A 24,772-nucleotide genomic window follows, 5' to 3' on the forward strand; every position below is an offset into this window, starting at 1 on the left:
GCACCGGGTGGGGCCTGGGCCCGTCCACCGAGCGGTGCCTGGGCCCGTCCACCGGGCGGGCCCTGAGCCGTCCGGTCCGACGGGTCTCCCGCCCGTGTCGACGGACTCGCCAGGTACGGCTGATCATGCGGCGGCGGCTTGACGGCGGTGCCGTCCCGTGGTGTGAGTCCCTCGGCGGGGGCGCGGACCCGGCAGCAGGGGAGGGGCGGCGACCGCTGCAAGCACCAGCGCACCGGCCGTACCCGGGTGGCGGCGGCGTACCCGGCGGCGAGTGCCGAGGAAGCTCGCTGCCGCCCGGGCCGGTCTCCTGAGCACCCCTCCCCATCCCTGACCACCTCCGGGGGCACGTCGGGCACCGAGTGGCGGGCCCAGGGCGCCGAGTGCGGGGGCGCAGGTGCCGGTCGTCGGGGGTGCGTGGCGGCTCGTCTGCCGGATGTACGCGCGGGTTCAGGCCGGTTCGAGGCCCGTCTTCCCTCGAACCGGCGGCCGGTGGGCACCGGCGCGGAGCACCAGTTCGGCGAGCGCCGCCGGGGCGCCGGGCTGGCCGCGCAGTCCGGGAAAGGCGTTGACGTCCACCATCACCGGGCAGCCGTCGTGCCCGGCAACGATGTCGACGCCGTACACGTCGAGGCAGAAGAGGCGGCCGACCGCCAGGACCTTCTCCGCCCAGCTCTGCGGAAGAGTGTGGCCGGTCGGGTGGGTGTCGCGGTCGGTGGTGGCCGGTTCGGCCAGCTCCGAACGGCGCCGGGCCGCGAAGAGGCGACCGGCGATCACCCACACCTTGTGGTCCCAGCCGTCGTTCGCGGTGAACGGCTGCACCACCACCGGCTCCTCCGCCCAGTGACCGCACAGCGCCCGCAGCCCGGCGGCGTCGTCGACCCGCGCCACCAGGTCCCCGCGCCGACTGTGCCGACTCTTGACGACGACCGGGAACGTGACCTGCGGCTCCTCGGCGAGCTGCCGCAGCGCGGCCACCGTGCGGGTCCGTGCGAACGGCAGCCCGGCCTGTCGTGCCCGCTCGGCCATGCCAGTCCTGTCCTGGCAGAACGCGGTGGCCGCCGAGGAGTTGAGGACCGTCGCGCCGCGCTCCTCCACCGCCCGGGCCAGCGCCAGTGCCTGCGGGGTACGCGCCTTGAGCAGGTAGACGTCCGCGAGCTGTCCGTACGCCTGCGCCTCGCACGGCGCGGCGGCGTCCCCCGCCTGCGGGTCGAGCACGGTCACGGTGTGCCGCGGAGACAACAGTGCGGCTGCGGCGGCCAGTAGAGGGTGGTCCGGTCGGGGCGTTATCAGACCGACCCTCATCCCGCTCCCCCGGCAGCGGTGGTGACCGCGGGCGGAACCGCGGAGGTACCGGCCCCGGCGTCGATCCAGTCCCCGGCACCGCCACCCACCGACACGGGTGCGCCTTCCACCGGCACGGGCGCGCCTTCCACCGGCACGGAGGCCTTCTCCGCCGACCCGGACCCGCCGCCGACTTCCTGCGCGAAGCCGCCAACTCCCCTGCTCGGGCCGCCGACTTCCTCGACAAGACCACCGACCTCCTCGGCGAGGCCACCGACCTCCTCGGCGGGAAGGTGGTTGCTGCCCGCCCTGGCCAGGTCGAGGATCGCCTGGCCGACGCGCGCCACGGCGTCCGGTACCTGGCGGAAGCTCGGGAAGTCGTTGACGTCGACGACGACGGGACCGTCCGGGCCGAGCACGAAGTCGACGCCGTACAGGTCGAGCCCGTACACCTCCCCCGTCGCGGTGGCGATGGCGGCCACCTCCGCCGACAGCGGTACGCGCCGCTCGGGCACCGGCCGTTCGGGGTGCAGCGGCGAACTCCGCTGGGTGGCGAACAGCTCGCCTCCGACGCTGTAGACCTTCAGGTCGACGCCCGCGTTGGGCACGTACGGCTGCGCCAGCAGCACGCCCTCCCCGGCCGGTTCGCCCCGTACCCGCTCGCCGGTCAGCTGCTCGGGCGACGGCACCAGCCGTACGCCTCTGCCCGCACTCCCGTCGGCCGGCTTGACGACGAGAGGGAACTCCGCCGCGGGGATCCGAGCGAGGACTTCCGGGTGTGCTGCCGCGTACGTGACGGGAACCGGCAACCCGCGGCTGCGGCCGATCGCCGCCGCCACCGCCTTGTCGCGCACCCCGCGGATCGAGCGGGCGTCGTTGACCGTGGTCAGCCCCACCGCGCTCGCCGCCTCCAGCAGGGCCAGGCCCGGCCCGCCGGACACGGTCTTGAGCACCCAGGCGTCGTGGCTGCCGGCCTGGATCTCCTCCGAGACCCGCACCAGCGAACTGCCGGGCCGCACGACGTCGACACGGTGCCCCCAGGCCCCCAGCCGGCGGATCACCTCCACGGGCATGCCGTCGTGGCGGTACTCCTCCTCCACCAGAAAGCAGAGCCTCATCAGTTTCCCCTACGACACGGAACCGGCCAGGGAGAACGCTATCCGCCCGGACGGCATCCCCGACCGCGCCCCCGAGGTTTCCGGTGCCCGTGCCGCACCCGGACGGCGCCGAGCCGTGCCCTCAACGGCCGCTGCCCGGCCGCCACTTCAGCGCCCGCTCCGGTCCTGACCGAGTCGCTGCCGCACGCCGCCTTCCTCTTCCACCAGGCGGGTCATGGTCTCGGCCGCCCGTACGGCCGCGTCGCCGCAGCAGTTGTTGAACAGCACGTGGACCTGGTCGGCCTGCCCGGCGAGCAGCCGCAGCCGGGGCAGCCACGACCGCAGTTCGGCCTCGCCGTAGGCGTACCGGAACCGCTCCTCCTTGCTGCCCGTCCCCCAGGCGGCACTGCGGCCGTGGAACCGTACGACGGACAGACGAGGCGCGGTCACCCACGTGACGGGCGGAATCGCGGACGGCAGCGTCCGGTCCATGTCGACGGCGACAGCGCTCATCCCGTACCGCGCAAGCAGCTCCGCCGTGCTCTCGGCCCGGCCCTCCCGCCACCACCCCGGGTGCCGGAACTCGACGGAGAGGGGCCAGCCCTCGGTGCGCTGCGCGAGCGCCGCCAGCACCGACTCGGCGCGGTCCCCGGGCCGGAACCACGGCGGGAACTGGAACAGCACGCTCCCCAACCGCCCGGCCTCCCGCAACGGTGCGATCCCGGCGGCGAACCGCTCCCACACCTCGTCCAGCACCCCTGGATCCCGGGCGTCAGCCGGCAATCCGTCCGGCATCACGGCACGCCGCGTGGGGTGTCCGGTGAGCAACGAGAACGCCTTCACGTCGAACACGAAGCCCTCCGGCGTCCGCTCCGCCCACAGTCGGCTGTTCCGCTCGGCAGGCAGGGCGTAGTACGTGGCATCGACCTCCACGACCGGAAACCGCCCGCAGTAGTACCGCAACCGCCCCTCGGCGTCCCTCCGGCCCCGGGGGTACCAACCGCCGGCCACCAACTCCCGGTCCGTCCACGAACACGCCCCCACCAGGATCTCGCCCATGGCCCCCCGGGTTACCCGGAATCCTCCGGTCCTCCCCGCCGGAAAACGGTCACGAAATCATCACTTCCCGCACCGGGCTCTCACATTTTCTCCCTGTCGGGAACTACGGTCACTCCACCCAAAACACTCCGGGGGGACGAGATGACCAATCCGTACACCGCGCCCATACCGCCGATCCCGCCCCCGCCCCCGAGCCCGCGCCCACTCCGCAAGCGGGCTCTCGTCTGGGTCGGCGCCGCGGCCCTCTTCCTCGTGGGCGTCGGTATCGGCACCGCCGGGAACGAGGCGGAACCCGCCGGACACACCGCCAAGCCGACAACGACCGTCACCGCCACCGCGACGACCACCACCACCGCCAAGCCGGCCCCCGCCCCGACCGTCACCAGGACGACCCGCGCCAAGGCCGCACCCCGCCCCACGGTCACCGTCACCAGGACCGCCCCCGCCCACCCCGCCGACACCGGCGCCGGCGGCAGCACCGAGAAGAACGACGCCACCACCTGCACGATCGTCTCGAACTCGGGCAACTGCTACGCGGCAGGCCAGTACTGCCGCAACAGCGACCACGGAGCCACCACGTCCACCGCCACCGGCCGCAAGATCACCTGCGCCCACAGCTCCAACGCCTGGCGCTGGACCTACCGGTAGAACCGGTGGAGAACGGGGGCCGCCAACACCCCCTGCCCGGCACCGGATCACGGCGCGCCCACGGGGTGCCCCCACACCCGCTGGAGCCCCAAGACTCGGACGGCCACGCACCCGAGCGCCCGCACCGCCCGAGCCATCCCACCCAGGGGGCGGGCGGACGCCGGGCCCGTCCACCTCCTTGCCGCAGGATCGTGCCGGTCGGCGGGCGCTGAGGGCGCCGGGGGGCGCTGGGGGGGCAAGAGCGGGCGGGCGGCCAGCACCTGAGACTCCCGGCGGCACGGGCGCTCTCGTCCATGCACCCTCCTACGAGCCGCCCCCTTCTCGTGCCATCACCAACCGCCCCGTGCGGCAGCACAATCGATGCGGCGCCACCTCTCCGGCCGCATCAAAGGAGCGGGCAAGGAGAAGGCGGCCGAACGTCGCGTCGCCACCGTCACCCAGGTGGATGCCGTCGGGGATGCCATGGGGCCGCGCTGGCGCCTCATGGTCTACATCGCTGCGTACGGTCCGGCCCGGCCGGAGGAACAGGCCGCGCTTCGTCGCCCGGACGTGGACCTCAACCGCGTGGGCGTCTGGATTCGGACCGCCGAGCCCGAGCTGTGCACCGGTCGCCGTGCGCCCGGTGAGACCAAGTCCGAGGCAGGGAAGCGGTTCCTCGTCTTCCCGGGTTTCATGAAGAAGGATGTCGAGCGGCACCTTGCGTGGTTCGCGGAGAAGGAGCCGGACGGGCTGCTCTTCGTCGGCGAGAAAGGTGGCGCCTTCCGCCGTCCCACCTTCGGGCGTAAATGGCGGCGGGCTCGGCAGAAGGCGGGCCTCCCGGATGACTTCCGGTTCTACGACCTTCGTCACACCGGGCACACCCTGTCCACCCGTTCCGGTGCCACGCTCAAGGACACGATGGTCCGAGCCGGCCAGTCGTCCGAGCGGGCCGCGCTGATCTATCAGCACTCCGACGACGACCGTCAGACGGAGGTCGCCGCCGGGCTCGACAAGCTGATGCGCGCCGAGCGGCAGAAGGCCACCACCGGCGACACCGACGACAGCGAACCGCCTTCTGGTGCGCATCTGGTGCAAGGTGCCTGAGCTGGTCCAGACAACAAAGAACCCCCGGGTCCATGACCTGGGGGTTTGTCTCTGAGCGGGCGACGGGTATCGAACCCGCGCTCTGAGCTTGGGAATCGCGGGGCGTTTTTCTGGCATCGTCGCTTTGACCTGCGGCAACGGGAGCCGGAGAGTCCTTGGGGGCTCTCCTTGGCACCCGCTGTTGACCGCGGCTTACCGACCTGTCGGGCATGGATCGGGCACGGCGTCTGTCTTCATTCCTCGGCCGCACCCCCGCTGCATGATGGCGGGATACCGCGTCACTCGTTCCCGAAACGGATAGCCATCACGGAACCGTCGGCCCGGATGGACACCGAGTCCCACTCCTCCGATGCGCTGTGGTCCGGCCACTGTCCGCGCAGTGCGTGGACCTCGCGGCGGTACTCGTTGACCCGCCCGTGTCGGAGGTGCATGTAGAGGCTCTTCTTGAGCCCGGAGAACGTTTCGACGCGGGTGCCGTTGAGACGGAAGATGTGATCGGTGCCTACAAAGTCGATTCCGTGCATGGAGTGTTCTGCGTCTCGCAGCCTTCGTGTGTTGGCTCGGACATCGTGCTGGAAATGGCGGTGCCCCTGCTCCTTGGTCAGGTACTGCGCGGTGGGTTTGCCTCCCCCGGTGAAGGCCGTGAGTGTCGCTGCTTCCGTCCGGGCCAGTACGACGCTGAACCATGCGAACGACTTGGGCAGCACCTGGAAGCCGGGGACGGTCTCAACACCGTTCCGTTCTCCTGGCCGCACGACTTCGGCCATCTCGTTCGCGTCCTTCAGGGCGAGGTCCAGATCGGCTCCGGATTCCCCGTCGGGTGGGCTGAGGACGGTATTCCCTGATGCTTCCAGCATGTGTACGGCGAGATTCTCCTTGGCCGGGATCTCCGTGCCGATGAGCAGGTACGGAACCGTGCCGTACGGTCCAATGTGGACCGATTCCACGTGGGCGCTGGCAGTGGCGAGTTGCTTGTACACCTGATGAACGGCGCTGTGAGTGCCCTTCGAGGAGACAAGGAGGATCTTGGACGGCTGCCCCGGTTGCCATGCCTCGACAAAGAAGTGGGGTCGCCGTTGCAGCGGCTCGGGGCGGGAGCCCTTGCCGGTGCTGCGGAGTGTCCAGCCGGCCTTCAGCGCGACGTCCGCCGGGATGACCGAAACCGAGTGATCTGGGTATCGGGTCCTCATCACGTGCTCGGCCAACAACGACGCAAAACCGGTGCCGATCTCCCCTGACTGGGTGGCCTTGTAGAAGCGCAACAAGTCTCGTCCTTCGGCGGACAGTTGTAGGTAGCCGCCTCGGTTCGCTTCCAGGGCCTGGCTGTAGCGCAGGCTGCCCCAGTGTTCGGCGAGTCCTCGTCCCGCTCCCTGCCGGGCAGATGCGGCTCCGAGTCCGATGGCGTGGATGACCTGCCAAGGGGTGAGGGCCAGTGATCGCGGGGCTCCCCGAACGGGCTTGTAGTCGGTGCGTCGGCGTAGGGGTCCACGTCCGTCGTCTTCTCGCTTGTCGTCCTCAGCAGACGCCGCCTTGGAGACCTGATCGGCGAGTTCGTGGGACGAGCGGATCTGTACATAGGAAGTGGTGCTCAGTTCGTGCAGGACTTCAGCGGTGGGCTTTGGCGCGTCCTCGTTCACCGGTTCCCCCTTCGAGCGACGTCACGTGACATGACCCGGAGGGAAGGTAGGCGCGATTGGCGGAGCGCAAGCAAGTGGGCAAAGGGGGCGCGGACCGAGATTCGGCCAGCCCGAACGCTCTGGCAGCAAACAACCCCCGGGTCTACGACCTGGGGGTCTGTCATGGAGCGGGCGACGGGAATCGAACCCGCGCTCTGAGCTCGGGAATCATAGATCGTTTAGGGTGAAAGGGGTGCTGGCCTGCGGTAATACCCCTCGACGGTGCTCGGTTGTTGCTGCCTCTTTTGCCGCTGTTCCCCCGTGGTTTCCCAGGCTGTTCTGGCACGTTGTGGCACGGGCCGTGCATTCCCACGCCTTCGCTTGTAGGCGGGCCGCCTCGGCACCATCGCTGTAAGTGGCTGTCAGCAGGTGAGCTGTATGCCCCGGTGTGCCCCGGCCTATAGACACTGCGTGGGTGCGCACTGAGGGCAGAGCTCCCGACGTTGTTCTGTGCACCGCTCCGTACCATGTGGGGCATGGAGCCTCCGGCAGACGAGCGTACGTCCAGACACTACGGCGAAGTTGACGCCGCAAACACGCTTGACCACTCGACCGTGCAGGGGCCTGTGGTGCAAGCAAGGGATATCCAGCAACTTACGATCGCAGATGCCTCTCTTCTGTCGGAGCGTTACCAGGCGTACGCGAATTTTTGCTCCGTCTGGGAAAAATTGGAGCCGCATATCTGGCTGGTAGCGGCTTCGCTTTGGGCGGTCAGCAGCCGCGATGAGTACGAGGACATGCTCTATCGCTCCGATTCCCTTTTCCATGACCTGGAGCGACATCACCGGCGCATCTCGCTTCTGGATGGTGAGAATGCTCTTTCACGCCTGGTACTGGAGGCTGCCAAGCGCGCTGTGCGGGCGGTAGGGCCCTATATGTACGCCTTGGGCAGGGGTGACGATGAAGCGATCTCGGCTGCGGAGGCCCGTAACTACGAATCGTTGATGGCCATCAACGAAGCGAAGGACGCGTTTGATTGCTTCATGCGGGAGGCCAGCGCAAGACTGTCTGGGCGAGGGGGCAACGTCTAGGTTGGCAGAGCGGCTTTGGGCTGGAGTTACTTTCATGCAAGGCCGTGACGCTCGTCAATGAATCGGGCTGGTTTTTCGACGGGCCCGTGCCGCCCCATGGGCGAAGGTTCGTGGCGGAACTGTCATGGGCTGTTCGAGTGTCCCTGATGCCTCAGCCACAGAAGTTCAGCCACGACGACGGGACAGATGCCGCTCACCCGCACGTGGTCCCGCTCAGCCCCCACCGGCATCAGCCCCGCTTTCAGGCTTTGAGCTTTGGCCCGCAGACGCCTCCGCGCCGCCCCAGCCGACCACTCAGCAATGGCGCGACCGTCCCGCGAACCGCGACGAGACCTGGCGCCGCGCCACGAGCCTTTCCGGCGTTCTGTGCCCGGCGGTACTTGGCTCGGTGCTCGGATCGTGCGGGCCGCGAGATATGGCTGCTCTCGCTGGATAGGTGCACCGCTGTTCCAGGCTGCGCGCTGAGCGGTCCGGGGTCGGCGCGGAGCGGGGCGGAGACATGAGCGGGCGGCGGGCCTCGGGCCGCCAGCGCGCGGCCCGCTTCAGCGGGCCGCCTTGAAGCCGTAGAGAAAGTCGTTACGCAGGTGCTTGGTGCGCTGGCGGGCAGGCAATCGGGCTGACTGTCCAAGTCGCGGCTGTGATGCGCTGTTTGATGGTGAGTGTGTGGCGCTTGCCTTGTTCGAGGTCGTGGGCTGCTGCTGGCTGGCCGTGGTCGAGCCATGCTCGGGCTTGTTGGTAGGGCTCTTCGTCCAGTGTGATGGCGATCATCATGAGGCTGATGCGGACACAGCGCAGGGCTTCGCGGGGGCTGTGGGCGTCGTAGGTGCCGACTCGGCGTTCGTTGACGTAGCACTCGCAGTAGTAGACCCGGTGCGGCGGAAGCGGTTGGGCGGTCATGGTGTCGGCCTCTGTGTGGGCCCTGCCATGCGTCCGCCTGGCAGGGCTGGTTTGTCAGGCTCGTCGGCCATCTCGACGGTGACCGTGCGGCCGAAGTCGTCTCCGCTGACACGTACGCGGTTGGCCAGTGCTGTCACCAAGCTGAGGCCACGGCCGTGGGTGTCGTCCTCGCCCGGGGTCTCGACGTGAGGCTTCGTCGTGCCGCCGCCGGTGTCCGTGACCGCCAGGACGACGGTTCCGCGCGAGCGGTGCAGGGAGACGTGGAAGCTCCCGTTGAGGCTGCCGCTGGCCGAGTGGACGAGTGCGTTGGAACCTAGTTCGCTCACGATCAGTGTGGCGTCGTCCGCGTGGGGGCTGTCGTGCAGCACATCGCGGGTCCAGCGGCGGCTCGGCCGACCTCTTCGGGGTGTCCTGGGCAGGTGAGTTCCCAGATCCGCGCCGTACCCATATACTCGTGCATACAAGTTCCTTCGTGCTGGTGGCCGCTATGGGTAGTGGGCGCGTGCTAGACGAGTCGCACGCCGTCGTGGGCCCGGATAGCCGGCGGGGATGCCCCGTCGAGCGCGTCCAGGACGCGGACCGCGTATGCCTCGTCGGCGAGCTGGGTGACCTCTTCGCGGGTGGCCCAGCGAAGGGCGTAGGTCTCCTCCCCGGTGGTCGGGGAGCCGTCGGCCGCTTCGCAGCGGAAGACCATGGAGACGATCAGGCCGGTCATGTTCTTGTAGATGCCCGTGAGGGTCGCCGGGAGGGCGATCTTCATGCCGGTCTCTTCAAGGACCTCGCGCTGAAGCGCTTCGGGGATGGTCTCCCCGGGTTCCAGGACGCCGCCGGGTGGCTCCCACTGGCCGTTGTCGCGGCGCTGGATGAGCAGCGCTCGGTCTGCGTCGTCAACGATGACCCCTGCGACGCTCACGGAGTGGGGGCGCTCTACCGTGCTCACGTTCCTCGGTCCCCTCAGATGGCTAGGCTTCTCCACCGTAGCAACAGAACTCAGTAGCTCGTCTAGATATCCAAAGGAGTACCCGCTATGGCTGCACTGTCCTCCGGCGTTCTCGGGGTGCTCGACCCGACCAGTGATCGCGCCGTCTTCCGCCAGATCGCCGACCAGATCCGGGAGGCCATCGCCAAGGGACGCTTCAAGGAGGGCGCCAAGCTTCCGTCCGAAGCGGAGCTGGTCGAGCACTTCGGGGTATCCCGGATGACCGTCCGGAACGCCCTCTCGATCCTCCAGAGTGAGGGGCTGGTCTCCTCCGAGCACGGCAAGGGCGTCTTCGTGCGACCACGGCCCCCGGTCCGGCGTCTTGCCTCGGACCGGTTCGCTCGGCGGCATCGCGATCAGGGGAAGTCGGCCTTCACCGTCGAAGCGGAAGCCGCGGGAAGCAAGCCGGAAGTGGACAGCCTGGAGGTGCGGGAAGAGAAGCCGGCCCCTGACATCTCCGCGCGCCTCGGTTCGCCCCGCAAGGTCCTCGCCCGGCGGCGCCGCTATCTCCTCGACGGACGGCCCGTCGAGTTCGCCGTCTCCTATCTCCCCCTCGACCTGGCGCGCGGCACGCAGATCGCTGAACCCAACCCCGGCCCCGGCGGGATCTACGCCCGACTGGAAGAACTCGGCCACCGCCTGGACCACTTCGACGAAGAGGTTCGCGCCCGGATGCCCTCCCCGGCCGAGGTCAAGATGCTCCGCCTCTCCTCCGGCGTCCCGGTGATCAGCCTGATTCGCACGGCCTACGACACCGAGGGCCGCGCGGTCGAGGTCTGCGACACCGTCATGGCCGCCGACGCCTACGTCCTGGCCTACCAACTCCCCGCCAACTAGGGCATGTCGGGCCCGTGATGACGCTGCGGGGTCGTTTTCTCGCGGACTCGTACACACCGAGAGGCTTACTCGTATAGACGAGTGGGCGAGACGTGTGGCAGAGTATCCGCATCCCAACAAGCACGTCCGGGGCGAACCAAAGGACACGATGGTCCGAGTCGGCCAGTCCTCCGAGAAGGCTGCGCTGCGGTACCAGCACTCGAACGACGACCGGCAGCGCGAGGTGGCTGATGGCATCGACGCTTACGTACAGGCTCGTCGGGCACGCTCAAACAGCAACAAGAAGGCCCCGCCACCAACGGGCACGGGACACGTAACCGCCCCCGACAACAAACAAGACCCAGGTCGCCGACCTGGGTCTTCGTCATGGAGCGGGCGACGGGAATCGAACCCGCGCTCTGAGCTTGGGAAGCTCATGTTCTACCATTAAACTACGCCCGCGAGGAGCCGAGGATGGGGTTGGCTCGTCGCTGGATACTGTACCGCATGGGAGACCCGGGCCGCATATGGCCTGGGTCTTCTTGGTGTTGAGGGGGGCCCGGGCGGGAGGGAAGGGGGCGTACGGTGGGCGGAGTGCCGAGGGCCGGGCTGTCGGACTCATCCCCTAACGTGGCAATTGTCGTCCACGCATCCACGTGACTGGGGAGAGGGAAGCGATGGAATCCACTGTCGTCCGGTGTGCCGAGGGCCATGTGTTCAGCACCTCGACGTTCCCGATGCAGCATCTCGGGTCCTCCCGGATCGGACCAGGACGGTTGTTGCGCTGTCCCCGCTGTGGACGGTTGCGTCAGGCGGTACCCGTGGGACGGCAGCGCAAGGGGTAGCGGGAGAGGCGGTGCGCCGCACGGCCGCACGCCGTCCATGATCTCACCGGGGCCGGTCCGATTGGGCCGGCCCCGGTCCGTACGCGTAGTCTCGGCCCGTGCTTCTCTCAGACAAGGACATCCGGACCGAGATCGACGCCGGCCGGGTGCGGATCGACCCGTACGATCCGGCCATGGTGCAGCCGTCCAGCATCGATGTACGGCTCGACCGCTTCTTCCGGGTGTTCGAGAATCACCGCTACCCCCACATCGATCCGGCCGTCGAGCAGCCCGATCTGACGCGGCCGATCGAGGCCGAGGGGGACGATCCGTTCATCCTGCACCCCGGGGAGTTCGTCCTCGCGTCCACGTACGAGGTGATCACGCTCCCGGAGGACGTCGCCTCGCGGCTGGAGGGGAAGAGTTCACTGGGGCGGCTGGGGCTGCTGACGCACTCGACCGCGGGGTTCATCGACCCGGGTTTCTCGGGGCACGTGACCCTGGAGCTGTCCAACGTGGCGACGCTCCCCATGAAGCTGTGGCCGGGGATGAAGATCGGCCAGTTGTGCATGTTCCGGCTGGCCTCGCCGGCTGAGCACCCGTACGGATCGCCGCAGTACGGTTCGCGGTATCAGAACCAGCGTGGGCCCACGCCCTCCCGCTCGTACATCAACTTCCACCGGACCCACGTCTGAACGACCGACGCGCCCCCGAGAAGACCCGGCAGGACCTGGAAGAGAGACCCCGCAGTGAGTGACGAGCGCGAGAACCTGACGTACAGCCTCTTCGGGCAGGCCATCCGGGAGCTGGCGCAGAAGGTCGCCGACGACGGGTACGAGCCGGACATCATCCTCTCCATCGCCCGCGGCGGCCTCTTCGTGGCGGGCGGTCTCGGCTACGCGCTCGACGTGAAGAACCTGCACGTCATGAACGTGGAGTTCTACACCGGTGTGGGGGAAACGCTCGCCATGCCGGTGATGTTGCCGCCCGTGCCGAACATCGTCGACCTGAGCCGCAAGAAGGTGCTGATCGCCGACGACGTCGCCGACACCGGCAAGACGCTCAAGCTGGTGCAGGACTTCTGTGCGGAGCACGTCGCGGAGGCGCGCAGCGCGGTGATCTACGAGAAGTCGCAGTCGCTCGTGAAGTGCGACTACGTCTGGAAGCGTACCGACCAGTGGATCAACTTCCCCTGGTCGGTCGAGCCGCCCGTGGTGCGGCGCGAGGGACAGGTGCTGGACGCCTGACGAGGCGGCGGTACCCGGTTGTCGGTACCTCGCAGCGGGTGCCTGGCCCGCCTGGCCGTTGCTTCCTGATCGTCGGCACCCGTCCGCCAGAATCCGTCCGTCGGCACCCGTCCGCCGGTGCGCCCGTCCTTCGGCACCCGTCCGCGGGCATCCGCTCGTTGCGGAGCCTGCTGCCGCCGCCCCGCGCGCGTGCGGGGCGCCCCCCCCACGGGCCCCTCCGAACTCCCTCCCATCCGAACGGGACGCCGGGGTTTGGACTCTGCGTGACGTTGTGTGCACGAGGGGTTCCCCTCCCGCTTACCAATGGGTAGGAACCGCGGGTAGCAGCAGTTGCCGGCGGTAGGGAGACCACCTGATGGCGCGTTCGAGACCCGCGACAGCGCTCGCGGCCGCTCTGGTGATGATGTTGGGAGGGGCGGGCGCGGCGGCGGCCGTGCCCGCAGGCGGGGAAGGGGCGGCGGCCACGGCGCGGACGGCGGCGGTCACCCCACTGCCGCCCGAACTGGAGGAGATCCGGGCGAAGGAGGCCGAGAAGCTCTACGGCAGTGCCGAGGCGCCACCCCTGGACGAGCGCAGGAGCAGTGTCGTCTCGCTGGGCGACAGCGAGATCTCCGGTGAGGGCGTGGGGACGTACGAGGCGGGTACCGACGGGCCGGACAACTGGTGCCACCGGTCGCCCGATGCGGCCGTACACCGTACGGGCATCGACGTGGACGTGTCGTACAACGTGGCCTGTTCCGGGGCGAACACCGAGAACATCCGGGCCGGCGGCACCAAGCAGTATCCCGACGAGCTGGTGCAGAGCGACAGTCTCGCCATCAAGGCGCGGAACACGCGGCTCACCCAGATCGAGCTGGTCGTCGGCGCCAACGACGACCTCCAGTTCGGCCCGGTGATGACCGACTGCGTCACCCGCTACCTGACCTTGCAGGGGCGCTGCGAGCCCGTGTACGACCCGGGCTGGGACACCCGCGTGGCGGGGCTGGTGCCCAAGGTGGAGCGCACCGTCGAGGACCTGCGGACGGTGATGCGGGACGCCGGGTACGCCGACGGCGACTACCAGCTCGTCGTCATGGGGTACCCCAGTCCGATCGGTCCCGATGTGAAGGACAACCCGGACTTCCCCGGCAAGCTCGTCGGCGGGTGTGCCGGTTACACCAGCGACGCGGGCTGGGGCCGCAACACCGCGGTGCCGAAGTTCGAGAGGGGTGTCCGCGAGGCCGCACGGAACGCCGGTGCGAGCTATCTGGACGCCTCGCGGCTCTTCCACGGCCACGAGGTGTGCATGGAGAACACCTGGGCGCGCGGACTGTACGTGGATCTGGCCAACCCGTTCCCGCCGGACTCCAACTCGGTGCGGCAGTCCTTCCATCCGAACGCGCGGGGCCACGGCGCCTTCGCCACCTGCTTCACGAAGATGTACCAGGCCGGGCAGCAGGGCGTACGGGAGGCCTCGTGCGCCGATCCGGCCGGTGCCGGGCGGCCCGAGCTGTACCGACTGGCCTGGGACGACGTCTTCCAGCGGCTGCGCAACGAGGACACCGGCACGTGCCTGGACGCCGACGGCGGCCACAGCGCGGTGGGCACCGGCGTACGGGGCTGGTCGTGCGAACCGGGGCAGCGCAACCAGTTGTGGTGGTACGACGCGCAGGGCGAGTCGCTCTACGCGGGGCAGACGCATGACCGGTGCGTGCAGAGCGAGAGCGGCGTCGAGGACGGGGCGGGCCTGGAACTGGGCAACTGCTCCGGCGCCGCGGCGCAGCGGTTCGTGCGGGACGGGGCGACGCTGCGGCCGGCCTCCGACGCCGGGCTGTGCGTGACCCTGCCGGGGGCCGAGGAGCGCGCGGAGCTGACCCGGTGCGACGGTGCGGCGGCCCAGCGGTTCACCGCGTAGGACGGCCCGGCGGTTCACCGCGTCGGAGGGACCGGCGGTTCACCGCGTCGGAGGGACCGGTGTTCCGCCGCGTACGCGTCCGGCCCCGGCCCCATGTGGGACCGGGGCCGGACGCGTCGGCCGGAACGGGGGCTGCGGCGGCTAAAGCGTCCCGAGCTTGATCAGGAAGAGCAGGGCCAGGAGCTGGAGGGCGGAGGCGCCCAGGGCGCGCGGCCAGGGCAGATCGTGGGAGCGGCTCACCATCGAGGTGAACAGGAACCCGGCGAGCACCCAGGTCGCCCAGCCCAGCACCTGCACCAGGGGCGCCGTGCCGCCCAGGAAGAGGGCGAACAGCAGCCGGGGCGCGTCCGTGAGCGACATGATGAGCATGGCCAGCCCGACGGTGGGCTGCCACGCCCCGTCCCCGCCGAACTGGCGGGCCAGCGTGTGGGTGACGGCGCCGAGGATGAGCCCGGCGACGACGATGGCCACGCCGGTGGACAGGACGTACGGGACGGCCTGGCCGATCGTCGTGTTGATGACGTCCTCGCGGGCCTGGTCGAGACCGAAGACCGCGAGCAGGCCGTAGACGAACGTGACGATCAGCGCGGGTCCCCACATCGGGTGGTCCCGCATCTGCCAGAACGTGGGGTTGGGGCGCAGGACGATCCCGCTCAGCAGGTCCTTCCAGTGCAGCCGGGGCCCGGACGGCGGCGCCGGGGAGTTGCCCGCGTGGTAGGTGGCGCCGTCGCCGTAGTAGCCGCCCGGGTGGCCGGAGCCGTCGTCGGGGCCGTACGGGTCGTGGATGCTGAACGACTGGGTGTGGCCGGGGCTGTTGGCCTGCGGATCCTGTCCGTGCCAGCCCTGCGGACCACCGGGCGCGCGGCCCGGACCCGGGCCGCCGGGCGCACCCGGGGCGCCGTATCCGGCGGGGCCGCCGTTGCCCGGGTAGGTGGGCGCGCTGTGCGGGTCGCCGAAGTACTCCGGCTCGCCGTACCCGGCTCCGCCGCCGTCCGGCCAGGTGCCGCCGGGGCCGGGAGGTGGGCCGTGTCCCTGCTGCGGGTACGGCGGACCCGCGGGGCGCTGCGGACCCGCCGGGTGTTGCGGACCCGCAGGACGCTGCGGGTACTGCCCATACTGCTGCGCGCCCCGGGAGTCCCGGCCGCGTCCGCTCCTGAATCCAGCCACGCCCTCGAACGTACCCTCTCACGCGGACCGTGCGTGCCGGAGCCGGGGGAGATGGCCGGACATCGCTGCTGACCTGTGACATCCCCTAGGGGACGGCTGCGGGCCCGGTCCCCCGCGGGGCGGAGCCGCTCCTCCTTCAGGCCCGTGCGTCCCTCCTTCTGAGGGGCTGGTGGTCGCTCAGGACGAGGGGAGGCGGACGGCGAAGGTGACGACGGATCCCTGACCGGCCGCGTCGGCGACCGTGAGGCGGTCGGTCACCAGTTTCGCCAGCCACAGGCCGCGGCCGCTGGGGCCGCCGTCCAGGCCGGGGAGCAGCTCGGGGATGACGTCCTCGCTGAAGCCGGGGCCCGAGTCGGCGACCTCGCACTCCAGCTCGCTGCCGAGGTTGCGCAGGACGAGCCGGCCGCCGCCGCCCGCGTGCTCGACGGCGTTGGTGGCCACGGCGTCGACGGCGACGACGAACTCACCGCGACGGGGCTCGCCCAGGCCGGCGGACGCGGCGCACGCCTCGACCTCGGCGCGCAGCCGGGGCAGGTCACGGAGGGTGAAGCGCAGCCGGCAGAGGAGTTCGGGACTCAGCATGCGGCGCCCTCCTCTCGCGCGGGGAGGAGGAATGCGGGCGTACCCGCGTCCGGGCCCGGGGGCCGGTCGTGTTCGGCCGGTCCGTCCTGGGCCGAGCGGCCCGGGGCCTGGCGGTCCGCCACCTGTGGCTCCTCCTCGCGTTCCGGTCCGCGCCGCGTGCGTGGGCGCGTGAGGTGAGGCTAGGCCCGGCAGGCGGCAATGGGTATACCGCGACAACGGTTTGGCTCGTGTGGTGCGGTAACTGATCGCATTTGACCACGCGGGCGCCGGAAACGCGCGACGGCCGGTCCCCCGGCAGAGGGACCGGCCGTCTTGTGTGACTGCGCCGCCGGGTGACCGCGCCGCTGGGCGACTGCGGCACCGCGAGGCGCCGCGCCTACTTCGCGGGCTCCGGCTCGGGTTCCGGGGCCGGGTCCGGGTCCGGGTCGGCGGTCGTCTCGTCCTCGTCGGCGGGCGGATCGGCCGGCGGCGTCTTCACGGAACTCAGCAGGAGCTGGGCGACGTCGACGACCTGGAGGTGCTCCTTCACCTGCCCGCCCGGGGCGGAGTCGTTGCCGGCCGCGGCCTTCCTGCCGTTGACCGAGTCGGTCAGCATGACGAGGCAGAACGGGCAGGCGGTGGAGACGATGTCCGGGTTCAGCGACAGCGCCTCGTCCACGCGCTCGTTGTTGATGCGCTTGCCGATGCGCTCCTCCATCCACATGCGCGCACCGCCGGCGCCGCAGCAGAAGCCGCGCTCCTTGTGCCGGTGCATCTCCTCGTTCCGCAGCCCCGGTACCCGGCCGATGATCTCGCGCGGCGGCGTGTAGACCTTGTTGTGGCGGCCCAGGTAGCACGGGTCGTGGTACGTGATCAGGCCCTCGACCGGGGTGACGGGGACGAGCTTGCCCTCGTCGATGAGGTGCTGCAGCAGCTGCGTGTGGTGGATGACCTCGTAGTGGCCGCCGAGCTGCGGGTACTCCTTGGAGAGCGTGTTGAAGCAGTGCGGGCAGGTCGCGACGATCTTCTTCTTCGACTGCTCGACGGTGACACCCTCCTCGGGGTCCTCACCGAAGGCGGCGTTGAGGTTGGCGACGTTCTCCTCGCCCAGCTGCTGGAAGAGGAACTCGTTGCCCAGACGGCGGGCGGAGTCACCGGTGCACTTCTCGTCGCCGCCCATGATCGCGAAGTTGACGCCCGCGATGTGCAGCAGCTCCGCGAAGGCCTTGGTGGTCTTCTTGGCGCGGTCCTCCAGGGCGCCGGCGCAGCCGACCCAGTACAGGTAGTCGACCTCGGTGAGGTCCTCGACCGTCTTGCCGACGATCGGCACCTCGAAGTCGGTCTCCCGCTGGAGCTCCTTGGTCCACTCCAGCCGCTGCTTCTTGGCCAGACCCCAGGGGTTGCCCTTCTTCTCCAGGTTCTTGAGCATCGTCCCGGCCTCGGACGGGAACGCGGACTCGATCATCACCTGGTAGCGGCGCATGTCGACGATGTGGTCGACGTGCTCGATGTCGACCGGGCACTGCTCGACGCAGGCGCCGCACGTGGTGCAGGACCACAGGACGTCGGGGTCGATGACACCGTTCTCCTCGGCGGTGCCGATCAGCGGGCGCTCGGCCTCGTCGAGGGCGGACTGCGGAACGGCCTTGAGCTGCTCCGCGGTGGCCTTCTCCTCGCCCTCCATCGTCTTGCCGCCGCCGGCCAGCAGGTAGGGGGCCTTGGCGTGCGCGTGGTCGCGCAGCGACATGATCAGCAGCTTCGGCGAGAGGGGCTTGCCGGTGTTCCAGGCGGGGCACTGCGACTGGCAGCGGCCGCACTCGGTGCAGGTGGAGAAGTCGAGGATGCCCTTCCAGGAGAAGTCCTCGACCTGGGAGGCGCCGAAGCGGACCTCTTCGGCGTCCTCGTTCTCGTCGTCCAGGGCGGTCTCGAAGTCGACCTCCTTGCCGCCGGACATCATCGGCTGGAGCGCACCCAGCGCGGTGCCGCCCCGCGCGTCACGCTTGAACCAGATGTTGAAGAAGGCCAGGAACCGGTGCCAGGCCACACCCATGTTGGTGTTCAGGCTGACCGTGATCATCCAGATCATGGTGGTGCCGAGCTTGATGAGCGCCCACAGGTAGACGAGCGTCTGGAGCGTCCCGGTGTCCAGCCCGTCGTAGGCGGCGACCAGGGGGTACGAGACGAAGTAGGCGGGCTCGTAGCCGTCCACCCCGTGCAGCGCGCCCTCCAGGCCGCGGAGCATCAGGATGGCGAGGCCGATGAGGAAGATGACGTACTCGACGAAGTAGGCCTGCCATGCCTTGGAGCCGGCGAACCGGGACTTGCGGCCCGCGCGCGAGGGCAGGTTCAGCAGCCGGATCACCATCAGCACGAGGATGCCCAGCGTGGTGGCGGCGCCGATGAACTCGATGTAGAGCTCGTACGGCAGCCAGTCGCCGATGACCGGGAGCGTCCAGTCGGCCTGGAAGAGCTGTCCGTAGGCGTTGATGATCGTCGGCGGCAGGGTGAGGAAGCCGATCGCCACGAACCAGTGCGCGACGCCCACCACGCCCCAGCGGTTCATCCTCGTGTGTCCGAGGAACTCCTTGACGAGGGTGGCCGTTCGCTGCTTGGGACTGTCCTTGCGCGTGCCTGCGGGGAGCGGCTGTCCGAGCTTCACGAAGCGGTAGATCTGCGCGACTGCGCGGGCGATGAGCGCAACGCCGACCGCGCTGAGGACCAGCGTGATGACGATGGCGGCGAGTTGCATAGCGGCTCCTCGGAGCACGGAGGTCGTCTTTACTAAGCAGTAACTTATCCAGTCCGTACGAGACTACCCACTCCCTGCGGATCGCTGCACCGCGTGCCCGGTGATTTGTGTCGCCTCCTGGGGCGTCCCCGGGCTGGAAACCCGGTGCGCCGGGCGGGGCCGCCGGAGTGCTCGGGGTTCCCGGGGCTCCCGGGGCGGGGTCCTGGGGCGGGCGACCGGGTCCCTGTGGTCGACCATGCGCGCACTGTCAGCACAGACCTTGAGTCGCCCTGACTCATGCTTCTTGACGCATTGATCCGGCTGATGCACTCTTGAGTCAGCTTCACTCAAGCAAGAACGTCAGCAGAAAGCCTGGAGGAACCCGAAATGGCTCGTGCGGTCGGCATCGACCTGGGTACGACGAACTCCGTCGTCAGTGTTCTCGAAGGCGGTGAGCCCACCGTCATCACCAATGCCGAGGGCGCCAGGACCACGCCGTCCGTCGTGGCCTTCGCGAAGAACGGCGAGGTCCTCGTCGGTGAGGTGGCCAAGCGCCAGGCCGTCACCAACGTCGACCGGACCATCCGGTCGGTCAAGCGGCACATGGGTACCGACTGGAAGATCGGTATCGACGACAAGGAGTTCAACCCGCAGCAGATCAGCGCCTTCGTGCTGCAGAAGCTGAAGCGGGACGCCGAGTCGTACCTGGGTGAGAAGGTCGCGGACGCCGTCATCACCGTTCCGGCGTACTTCAACGACGCGGAGCGCCAGTCCACCAAGGAGGCCGGCGAGATCGCGGGCCTCAACGTGCTGCGGATCGTCAACGAGCCGACCGCCGCCGCCCTGGCCTACGGCCTGGAGAAGGAGGACCAGACGATCCTGGTCTTCGACCTCGGTGGCGGTACGTTCGACGTCTCGCTGCTGGAGATCGGCGACGGCGTGGTCGAGGTGAAGGCCACCAACGGTGACAACCACCTCGGTGGTGACGACTGGGACCAGCGCATCGTCGACTACCTGGTCAAGCAGTTCCAGTCCGGTCACGGCGTGGACCTGTCCAAGGACAAGATGGCTCTCCAGCGTCTCCGCGAGGCCGCGGAGAAGGCGAAGATCGAGCTGTCCTCGTCCACCGAGACCACGATCAACCTGCCCTACATCACCGCCTCGGCGGAGGGCCCGCTGCACCTGGACGAGAAGCTCACCCGCGCCCAGTTCCAGCAGCTGACCCAGGACCTGCTGGAGCGCTGCAAGACGCCGTTCCACAACGTGATCAAGGACGCGGGCATCCAGCTCAGCGAGATCGACCACGTGGTGCTCGTCGGTGGCTCCACCCGGATGCCGGCCGTCGCGGAGCTGGTCAAGGAGCTGACCGGCGGCAAGGACGCCAACAAGGGTGTGAACCCGGACGAGGTCGTGGCCATCGGTGCCAGCCTCCAGGCGGGTGTGCTCAAGGGTGAGGTCAAGGACGTCCTGCTGCTGGACGTGACGCCGCTGTCGCTCGGTATCGAGACCAAGGGCGGCATCATGACCAAGCTGATCGAGCGCAACACCACGATTCCGACCAAGCGCTCGGAGACCTTCACCACGGCGGAGGACAACCAGCCGTCGGTGCAGATCCAGGTCTTCCAGGGCGAGCGGGAGATCGCGGCGTACAACAAGAAGCTGGGCATGTTCGAGCTGACGGGTCTGCCGCCGGCGCCGCGGAACGTGCCGCAGATCGAGGTCACCTTCGACATCGACGCCAACGGCATCATGCACGTGTCCGCGAAGGACCTGGGCACGGGCAAGGAACAGAAGATGCAGGTCACCGGCGGCTCCAGCCTGCCGAAGGACGACATCGAGCGCATGATGCGCGAGGCGGAGCAGTACGCGGAGGAGGACCACAAGCGCCGCGAGGCCGCCGAGACGCGCAACCAGGCCGAGCAGCTCGTCTACACCACCGAGAAGTTCCTCAAGGACAACGAGGAGAAGGTGCCCGCCGACACCAAGTCGGAGGTCGAGGGCGCCCTCACCGACCTGAAGGAAAAGCTCGAGGGCGAGGACACCGCGGCGATCCGTGAGGCCTCCGAGAAGGTCGCGGCCACCAGCCAGAAGCTGGGCCAGGCGCTGTACGCCGACGCCCAGCAGGCCCAGGCCGGCGGCGCCGAGGCCGGTGCCGGTGCGGCCGACGGGGCCGGTGCGGGCAAGGCCGAGGGCGGCGCGGACGACGACGTGGTGGACGCCGAGATCGTCGACGACGAGCAGCAGAAGCCGAAGGACGGTGCGGCGTGACGGAGGAGACCGCGGGCCCCGGCAAGGAGCCGAAGCCCCACGTCCCCGCCGACGCCGGTGAGTCCGTGACTGCCGACCGGGCCGTCCCCGAGGAGGGGGCGGCCCCCGGGCCGACGGCCGGGGACGGGCAGACCCTGAAGAGCAGCGCAGAGGGCGATGTGAGCGCGCAGGACATGCCGGAGACGGAAGAGGCCGGTCAGGAGCAGGGCGGCGAGGCCCGCGAGGGCGGCGGCGACCTGGAGGCCGTACGCACGGCGCTGAACGAGCGTACGCAGGACCTGCAACGGCTCCAGGCGGAGTTCCAGAACTACCGCCGCAGGGTCGAGCGGGACCGGGCGGCGGTCAAGGAGATCGCCGTCGCGAACCTGCTCACCGAGCTGCTGCCGGTGCTGGACGACATCGGCCGGGCGCGGGACCACGGCGAGCTGGTCGGCGGCTTCAAGTCGGTGGCCGAGTCGCTGGAGATGGTCGCGGCCAAGATGGGCCTGATGCAGTTCGGCAAGGAGGGCGAGCCCTTCGACCCGACGGTGCACGAGGCGCTGATGCACTCCTACTCTCCGGATGTCACGGAGACGACGTGCGTGCAGATCCTCCAGCCCGGGTATCGGATCGGCGAGCGGACCATCCGTCCCGCGCGGGTCGGCGTCGCCGAGCCGCAGCCCGGTGCCTCGGGCGGCGGCAAGGGCGAGGCAGGCTCCGAGGCATCGGCAGCAGAAGAGGAGAACGGTGGCCCGGACGAGGGCTGACCGCGGACGGGAGGAGGGACGTCGGGGATGAGTACAAAGGACTTCATCGAGAAGGACTACTACAAGGTCCTCGGCGTCCCCAAGGACGCCACCGAGGCCGAGATCAAGAAGGCGTACCGCAAGCTGGCCCGGGAGAACCACCCGGACGCCAACGCCGGTGACCCCAAGGCCGAGGAGCGCTTCAAGGACGCCTCGGAGGCGTACGACGTGCTCGGCGACGCCAAGCGGCGCAAGGAGTACGACGAGGCGCGCACCCTCTTCGGCAACGGCGGGTTCCGGCCGGGCGGCGGGGGCCCGGGCGGGGCCGGTGGCGCGGGGACGTTCAACTTCGATCTGGGCGACCTGTTCGGCGGCGGTCAGAGCCCCGGCGGTGGGGCCGGCGGGCCCGGTGGGCCCGGTGGCTTCAGCGGCGGGCTCGGCGACGTGTTCGGCGGGCTGTTCAACCGCGGCGGCGCCGGCACCCGCACCCAGCCGCGGCGCGGCCAGGACATCGAGTCCGAGGTGACGCTCAGCTTCACCGAGGCGGTGGACGGGGCCACGGTCCCGCTGCGCATGTCCTCGCACGCCGCGTGCAAGGACTGCGCCGGTACGGGCGACAAGAACGGCACCCCGCGGGTGTGCCCCACCTGTGTGGGCACCGGGCAGGTCTCGCGCGGCGCGGGCGGCGGCTTCTCGCTGACCGACCCGTGCGTGGACTGCAAGGGGCGCGGACTGATCGCGCAGGACCCCTGCACCACCTGCAAGGGATCGGGCCGGGCCACCAGCTCGCGCACGATGCAGGTCCGCATCCCCGCGGGCGTCACCGACGGGCAGCGCATCCGGCTGCGCGGCAAGGGCGCACCGGGCGAGCGGGGCGGCCCCGCGGGCGACCTGTACGTCGTCGTGCACGTGGACGCGCACCCCGTGTTCGGGCGCAGGGGCGACAACCTGACGGTCACCGTGCCGGTCACCTTCGTGGAGGCGGCGCTCGGCGGCGAGGTGAAGGTGCCCACGCTCGGCGGCCCGCCGGTCACCCTGAAGGTGCCGGCCGGCACCCCCTCCGGGCGCACGATGCGGGCCCGCGGAAAGGGAGCGACCCGTAAGGACGGCACCCGTGGCGATCTGCTGGTGACGGTGGAGGTCACGGTGCCCAAGGAGCTCAACGACGAGGCGCGGGACGCGCTGGAGACGCTCCAGGACGCGCTCGCGGACGAGGATCCGCGGGCCGCGCTGTTCAAGGCGGCGAAGGGAGACTGAGGTGGACGGCCGGGACACACGCAGACGGACTTTCGCCGCAGGTGGGGCGCGCGCCTCACGTGCCGCGGCGTACGAGCTGACTGACGAGACCCCGGTGTATGTCATCTCGGTCGCCGCGCAGCTTTCGGGCCTGCACCCGCAGACCCTGCGGCAGTACGACCGGCTGGGACTGGTCTCGCCCGACCGTACGGCCGGGCGGGGCCGCCGCTACTCGGCCCGCGACATCGAGCTGCTGCGCGAGGTGCAGCGGCTCAGCCAGGACGAGGGGATCAACCTCGCCGGCATCAAGCGGATCATCGAGCTGGAGCACCAGGTCGCGGCGTTGCAGTCGCGGGTCGCGGAGCTGTCGGCCGCGGTCGAGGGCGCCGCGGCGGCCATGCAGCAGCGGGAGGCCCAGGTGCACGCCTCCTACCGGCGTGATCTGGTGCCCTACGAGGACGTACGCCAGTCCAGCGCCCTGGTCGTCTGGCGCCCCCGCCCCCGCGACTGACTCCGGGCGGGCCGCCCCACCGTGGTGTGGAGGCGGCCCGCCCGGACGCGGTCTGCTCGTTACTTGGCGAAGCCGTAGGACAGGAGCTTCTTGGCGTCCTTCGTACGGTTCGCGGACGAGGTGGAGGCCAGCACGGTGCCGACCACCGTCTTGCCCCCGCGCTGCGCCGCGAAGACGAGGCAGTACTTGGCCTCGGGCCCGGAGCCGGTCTTGATGCCGGTGGTCCCGCTGTAGGTGCCCAGCAGCGGGTTGGTGTTGCTCCAGTTCATGGCGCGGTACCCGCCGCTGCTGGTGACCGTCTTCTGCTTGGTGGAGCGGGTGCTCACGACCGACCGGAAGGTCGCGTTCTTCATCGCGTCGCGGGCCAGCAGGGTCAGATCGCGCGGCGTGGAGTAGTTGCTGCCCTTGCCGATGCCGTCGAAGGAGTCGAAGTGGGTGTTCTTGAGCCCGAGCCCCTTGGCGGCGGTGTTCATCTTGCCGATGAACGACTTCACGCGGGCGGACCGGGTGGAGCCGCTGCCGAAGGTGTCGGCCAGCGCGTAGGCGGCGTCGCAGCCGGAGGGCAGCATCATCCCGTACAGCAGCTGGCGGACGGTGACCTTGTCGCCGACGATCAGCCGCGCCGAGGAGGCGGTGTTGCGGACGATGTAGTCGCTGTAGGCCTTCTGGACGGTGACCTTGCGGTTCAGGTTCAGGTTCTTCTGGGACAGCACCACGCGGGCCGTCATGATCTTGGTGGTCGATCCGGTGGACCGTCGGGTGTCGGCGCCCTTGGTGTAGAGGCTGCTGCCCGTGCCGCTGTTCATCACGTAGCCGCCCTTGGCGGCGATGGAGGGCTTCTTCGCCGCGGCGGCCAGGGCGGGTGCCTGGGCCTGGGCGGGGGCGGTCACTGCGCCGGTGGCCAGCACGGCTCCCGAGGTCAGAAGCACGGTGGCGGCGCGGCGCGTGCTGGCAAGGCCGAATTTCACTGGTCAGCTCCAAGTGCCGCTGTGGGGGCGGCGGGTTGGAAGGGATCCGCGGCCGGGAGCGGCCGGGAACTAAGCC

General features: G+C 69.8%; 20 protein-coding genes, 1 tRNA gene and 3 pseudogenes. 12 read left to right on the top strand and 12 right to left on the bottom strand.

Annotation, left to right across the window (positions count from 1 at the left end):
* Window positions 1-447: 447 nt before the first annotated feature.
* From H297_RS0126700 to H297_RS38640, 3 genes are all read right to left on the bottom strand, one after another.
* Complete coding sequence (locus tag H297_RS0126700; protein WP_027739546.1) at window positions 448-1,302, bottom strand: alpha-L-glutamate ligase; 855 nt, start codon at window positions 1,300-1,302, stop codon at window positions 448-450.
* Window positions 1,299-2,399: a hypothetical protein gene (locus H297_RS38635; protein WP_078514631.1), complete on the bottom strand. Its 1,101-nt coding sequence runs from the start codon at window positions 2,397-2,399 to the stop codon at window positions 1,299-1,301. Before H297_RS38635 ends, H297_RS0126700 begins: the two co-directional genes overlap by 4 nt.
* A 147-nt stretch (window positions 2,400-2,546) precedes the next feature.
* Complete coding sequence (locus H297_RS38640; RefSeq protein ID WP_051352207.1) at window positions 2,547-3,437, bottom strand: DUF72 domain-containing protein; 891 nt, start codon at window positions 3,435-3,437, stop codon at window positions 2,547-2,549.
* Between the two features lie 141 nt (window positions 3,438-3,578).
* On the opposite strand from H297_RS38640, the gene H297_RS0126715 reads away from it, so the two are divergent.
* The gene (locus tag H297_RS0126715; RefSeq protein WP_027739547.1) at window positions 3,579-4,085 is read left to right on the top strand and encodes a hypothetical protein; all 507 of its coding nucleotides are present in this window, start codon (window positions 3,579-3,581) and stop codon (window positions 4,083-4,085) included.
* Between the two features lie 381 nt (window positions 4,086-4,466).
* Window positions 4,467-5,168 (top strand): annotated as a pseudogene (locus H297_RS38645) (tyrosine-type recombinase/integrase); the annotation flags it as partial.
* 278 nt (window positions 5,169-5,446) lie between these two features.
* Here H297_RS38645 and H297_RS0126725 read toward each other — a convergent pair.
* Window positions 5,447-6,805 (bottom strand): hypothetical protein, encoded by a 1,359-nt coding sequence (locus H297_RS0126725; protein WP_027739548.1) that lies wholly within the window; start codon window positions 6,803-6,805, stop codon window positions 5,447-5,449.
* A 515-nt stretch (window positions 6,806-7,320) separates the two neighbouring features.
* Here H297_RS0126725 and H297_RS0126730 point away from each other — a divergent pair.
* The gene (locus H297_RS0126730) at window positions 7,321-7,875 is read left to right on the top strand and encodes a hypothetical protein (protein ID WP_027739549.1); all 555 of its coding nucleotides are present in this window, start codon (window positions 7,321-7,323) and stop codon (window positions 7,873-7,875) included.
* 576 nt (window positions 7,876-8,451) lie between these two features.
* On the opposite strand, the gene H297_RS42125 is transcribed toward H297_RS0126730, so the two are convergent.
* From H297_RS42125 to H297_RS0126740, 3 genes and pseudogenes are all read right to left on the bottom strand, one after another.
* Entirely contained in the window at window positions 8,452-8,772 is a 321-nt protein-coding gene (locus H297_RS42125; RefSeq protein WP_078514633.1) for a hypothetical protein, read from the bottom strand.
* Window positions 8,769-9,232, bottom strand: a pseudogene (locus H297_RS38650) (ATP-binding protein). The gene H297_RS42125 and the pseudogene H297_RS38650 overlap by 4 nt, the downstream one beginning before the upstream one ends.
* 45 nt (window positions 9,233-9,277) lie before the next feature.
* Complete coding sequence (locus H297_RS0126740) at window positions 9,278-9,685, bottom strand: NUDIX domain-containing protein (RefSeq protein ID WP_027739550.1); 408 nt, start codon at window positions 9,683-9,685, stop codon at window positions 9,278-9,280.
* 114 nt (window positions 9,686-9,799) lie between these two features.
* On the opposite strand from H297_RS0126740, the gene H297_RS0126745 reads away from it, so the two are divergent.
* Both H297_RS0126745 and H297_RS44615 read left to right on the top strand, forming a co-directional pair.
* Window positions 9,800-10,588, top strand: coding sequence for a GntR family transcriptional regulator (locus H297_RS0126745; RefSeq protein WP_027739551.1), 789 nt, complete (start codon window positions 9,800-9,802; stop codon window positions 10,586-10,588).
* A gap of 139 nt (window positions 10,589-10,727) precedes the next feature.
* Window positions 10,728-10,862, top strand: a pseudogene (locus H297_RS44615) (tyrosine-type recombinase/integrase); the annotation flags it as partial.
* A gap of 93 nt (window positions 10,863-10,955) precedes the next feature.
* Here H297_RS44615 and H297_RS0126750 read toward each other — a convergent pair.
* Window positions 10,956-11,029 (bottom strand) — tRNA-Gly (locus H297_RS0126750).
* 481 nt (window positions 11,030-11,510) lie between these two features.
* Here H297_RS0126750 and dcd point away from each other — a divergent pair.
* From dcd to H297_RS0126765, 3 genes are all read left to right on the top strand, one after another.
* Window positions 11,511-12,086 carry a dCTP deaminase gene (gene dcd, locus H297_RS0126755; protein ID WP_027739552.1) on the top strand — a complete coding sequence of 192 codons (576 nt, stop codon included), beginning with the start codon at window positions 11,511-11,513 and terminating at the stop codon, window positions 12,084-12,086.
* 54 nt (window positions 12,087-12,140) lie between these two features.
* Window positions 12,141-12,638 carry a phosphoribosyltransferase gene (locus H297_RS0126760; protein WP_027739553.1) on the top strand — a complete coding sequence of 166 codons (498 nt, stop codon included), beginning with the start codon at window positions 12,141-12,143 and terminating at the stop codon, window positions 12,636-12,638.
* 355 nt (window positions 12,639-12,993) lie between these two features.
* Entirely contained in the window at window positions 12,994-14,532 is a 1,539-nt protein-coding gene (locus tag H297_RS0126765) for a ricin-type beta-trefoil lectin domain protein (RefSeq protein ID WP_027739554.1), read from the top strand.
* A gap of 141 nt (window positions 14,533-14,673) precedes the next feature.
* Here H297_RS0126765 and H297_RS0126770 read toward each other — a convergent pair whose 3' ends face one another.
* The 3 genes from H297_RS0126770 to H297_RS0126780 all read right to left on the bottom strand — a co-directional run bounded on the left by H297_RS0126770 (window position 14,674) and on the right by H297_RS0126780 (window position 19,009).
* Window positions 14,674-15,699 carry a Yip1 family protein gene (locus H297_RS0126770; protein ID WP_027739555.1) on the bottom strand — a complete coding sequence of 342 codons (1,026 nt, stop codon included), beginning with the start codon at window positions 15,697-15,699 and terminating at the stop codon, window positions 14,674-14,676.
* 177 nt (window positions 15,700-15,876) lie between these two features.
* On the bottom strand, window positions 15,877-16,281 hold the full coding sequence (locus H297_RS0126775) for an ATP-binding protein (protein ID WP_027739556.1): 405 nt from the start codon (window positions 16,279-16,281) through the stop codon (window positions 15,877-15,879).
* A 376-nt stretch (window positions 16,282-16,657) separates the two neighbouring features.
* Window positions 16,658-19,009, bottom strand: coding sequence for a (Fe-S)-binding protein (locus H297_RS0126780; protein WP_027739557.1), 2,352 nt, complete (start codon window positions 19,007-19,009; stop codon window positions 16,658-16,660).
* Between the two features lie 366 nt (window positions 19,010-19,375).
* Between H297_RS0126780 and dnaK the strand changes: the two genes are divergently transcribed.
* Genes dnaK through H297_RS0126800 form a run of 4 tightly spaced genes read left to right on the top strand, consistent with a single transcriptional unit; the run spans window position 19,376 to window position 23,728 of the window.
* Window positions 19,376-21,256, top strand: coding sequence for a molecular chaperone DnaK (gene dnaK / locus H297_RS0126785; RefSeq protein ID WP_027739558.1), 1,881 nt, complete (start codon window positions 19,376-19,378; stop codon window positions 21,254-21,256).
* On the top strand, window positions 21,253-22,002 hold the full coding sequence (gene grpE / locus H297_RS0126790) for a nucleotide exchange factor GrpE (protein WP_027739559.1): 750 nt from the start codon (window positions 21,253-21,255) through the stop codon (window positions 22,000-22,002). Before dnaK ends, grpE begins: the two co-directional genes overlap by 4 nt.
* Window positions 22,003-22,029: 27 nt before the next feature.
* On the top strand, window positions 22,030-23,238 hold the full coding sequence (gene dnaJ / locus H297_RS0126795; RefSeq protein WP_027739560.1) for a molecular chaperone DnaJ: 1,209 nt from the start codon (window positions 22,030-22,032) through the stop codon (window positions 23,236-23,238).
* A 1-nt stretch (window position 23,239) separates the two neighbouring features.
* The gene (locus H297_RS0126800; protein WP_037795516.1) at window positions 23,240-23,728 is read left to right on the top strand and encodes a heat shock protein transcriptional repressor HspR; all 489 of its coding nucleotides are present in this window, start codon (window positions 23,240-23,242) and stop codon (window positions 23,726-23,728) included.
* 59 nt (window positions 23,729-23,787) lie between these two features.
* Here H297_RS0126800 and H297_RS0126805 read toward each other — a convergent pair whose 3' ends face one another.
* Complete coding sequence (locus H297_RS0126805) at window positions 23,788-24,696, bottom strand: serine hydrolase (RefSeq protein WP_027739562.1); 909 nt, start codon at window positions 24,694-24,696, stop codon at window positions 23,788-23,790.
* Between the last annotated feature and the right edge of the window lie 76 nt (window positions 24,697-24,772).

The organism is Streptomyces sp. CNT360, assembly GCF_000424785.1.

What these genes read in the sequence shown, in the direction of transcription:
- H297_RS0126700 (WP_027739546.1), bottom strand. Translation starts at nt 1,302, where the DNA reads ATGAGGGTCGGTCTGATAACGCCCCGACCGGACCACCCTCTACTGGCC.
- H297_RS38635 (WP_078514631.1), bottom strand. Translation starts at nt 2,399, where the DNA reads ATGAGGCTCTGCTTTCTGGTGGAGGAGGAGTACCGCCACGACGGCATG.
- H297_RS38640 (WP_051352207.1), bottom strand. Translation starts at nt 3,437, where the DNA reads ATGGGCGAGATCCTGGTGGGGGCGTGTTCGTGGACGGACCGGGAGTTG.
- H297_RS0126715 (WP_027739547.1), top strand. Translation starts at nt 3,579, where the DNA reads ATGACCAATCCGTACACCGCGCCCATACCGCCGATCCCGCCCCCGCCC.
- H297_RS0126730 (WP_027739549.1), top strand. Translation starts at nt 7,321, where the DNA reads ATGGAGCCTCCGGCAGACGAGCGTACGTCCAGACACTACGGCGAAGTT.
- H297_RS42125 (WP_078514633.1), bottom strand. Translation starts at nt 8,772, where the DNA reads ATGACCGCCCAACCGCTTCCGCCGCACCGGGTCTACTACTGCGAGTGC.
- H297_RS0126745 (WP_027739551.1), top strand. Translation starts at nt 9,800, where the DNA reads ATGGCTGCACTGTCCTCCGGCGTTCTCGGGGTGCTCGACCCGACCAGT.
- H297_RS0126765 (WP_027739554.1), top strand. Translation starts at nt 12,994, where the DNA reads ATGGCGCGTTCGAGACCCGCGACAGCGCTCGCGGCCGCTCTGGTGATG.
- H297_RS0126775 (WP_027739556.1), bottom strand. Translation starts at nt 16,281, where the DNA reads ATGCTGAGTCCCGAACTCCTCTGCCGGCTGCGCTTCACCCTCCGTGAC.
- H297_RS0126780 (WP_027739557.1), bottom strand. Translation starts at nt 19,009, where the DNA reads ATGCAACTCGCCGCCATCGTCATCACGCTGGTCCTCAGCGCGGTCGGC.
- dnaK (WP_027739558.1), top strand. Translation starts at nt 19,376, where the DNA reads ATGGCTCGTGCGGTCGGCATCGACCTGGGTACGACGAACTCCGTCGTC.
- dnaJ (WP_027739560.1), top strand. Translation starts at nt 22,030, where the DNA reads ATGAGTACAAAGGACTTCATCGAGAAGGACTACTACAAGGTCCTCGGC.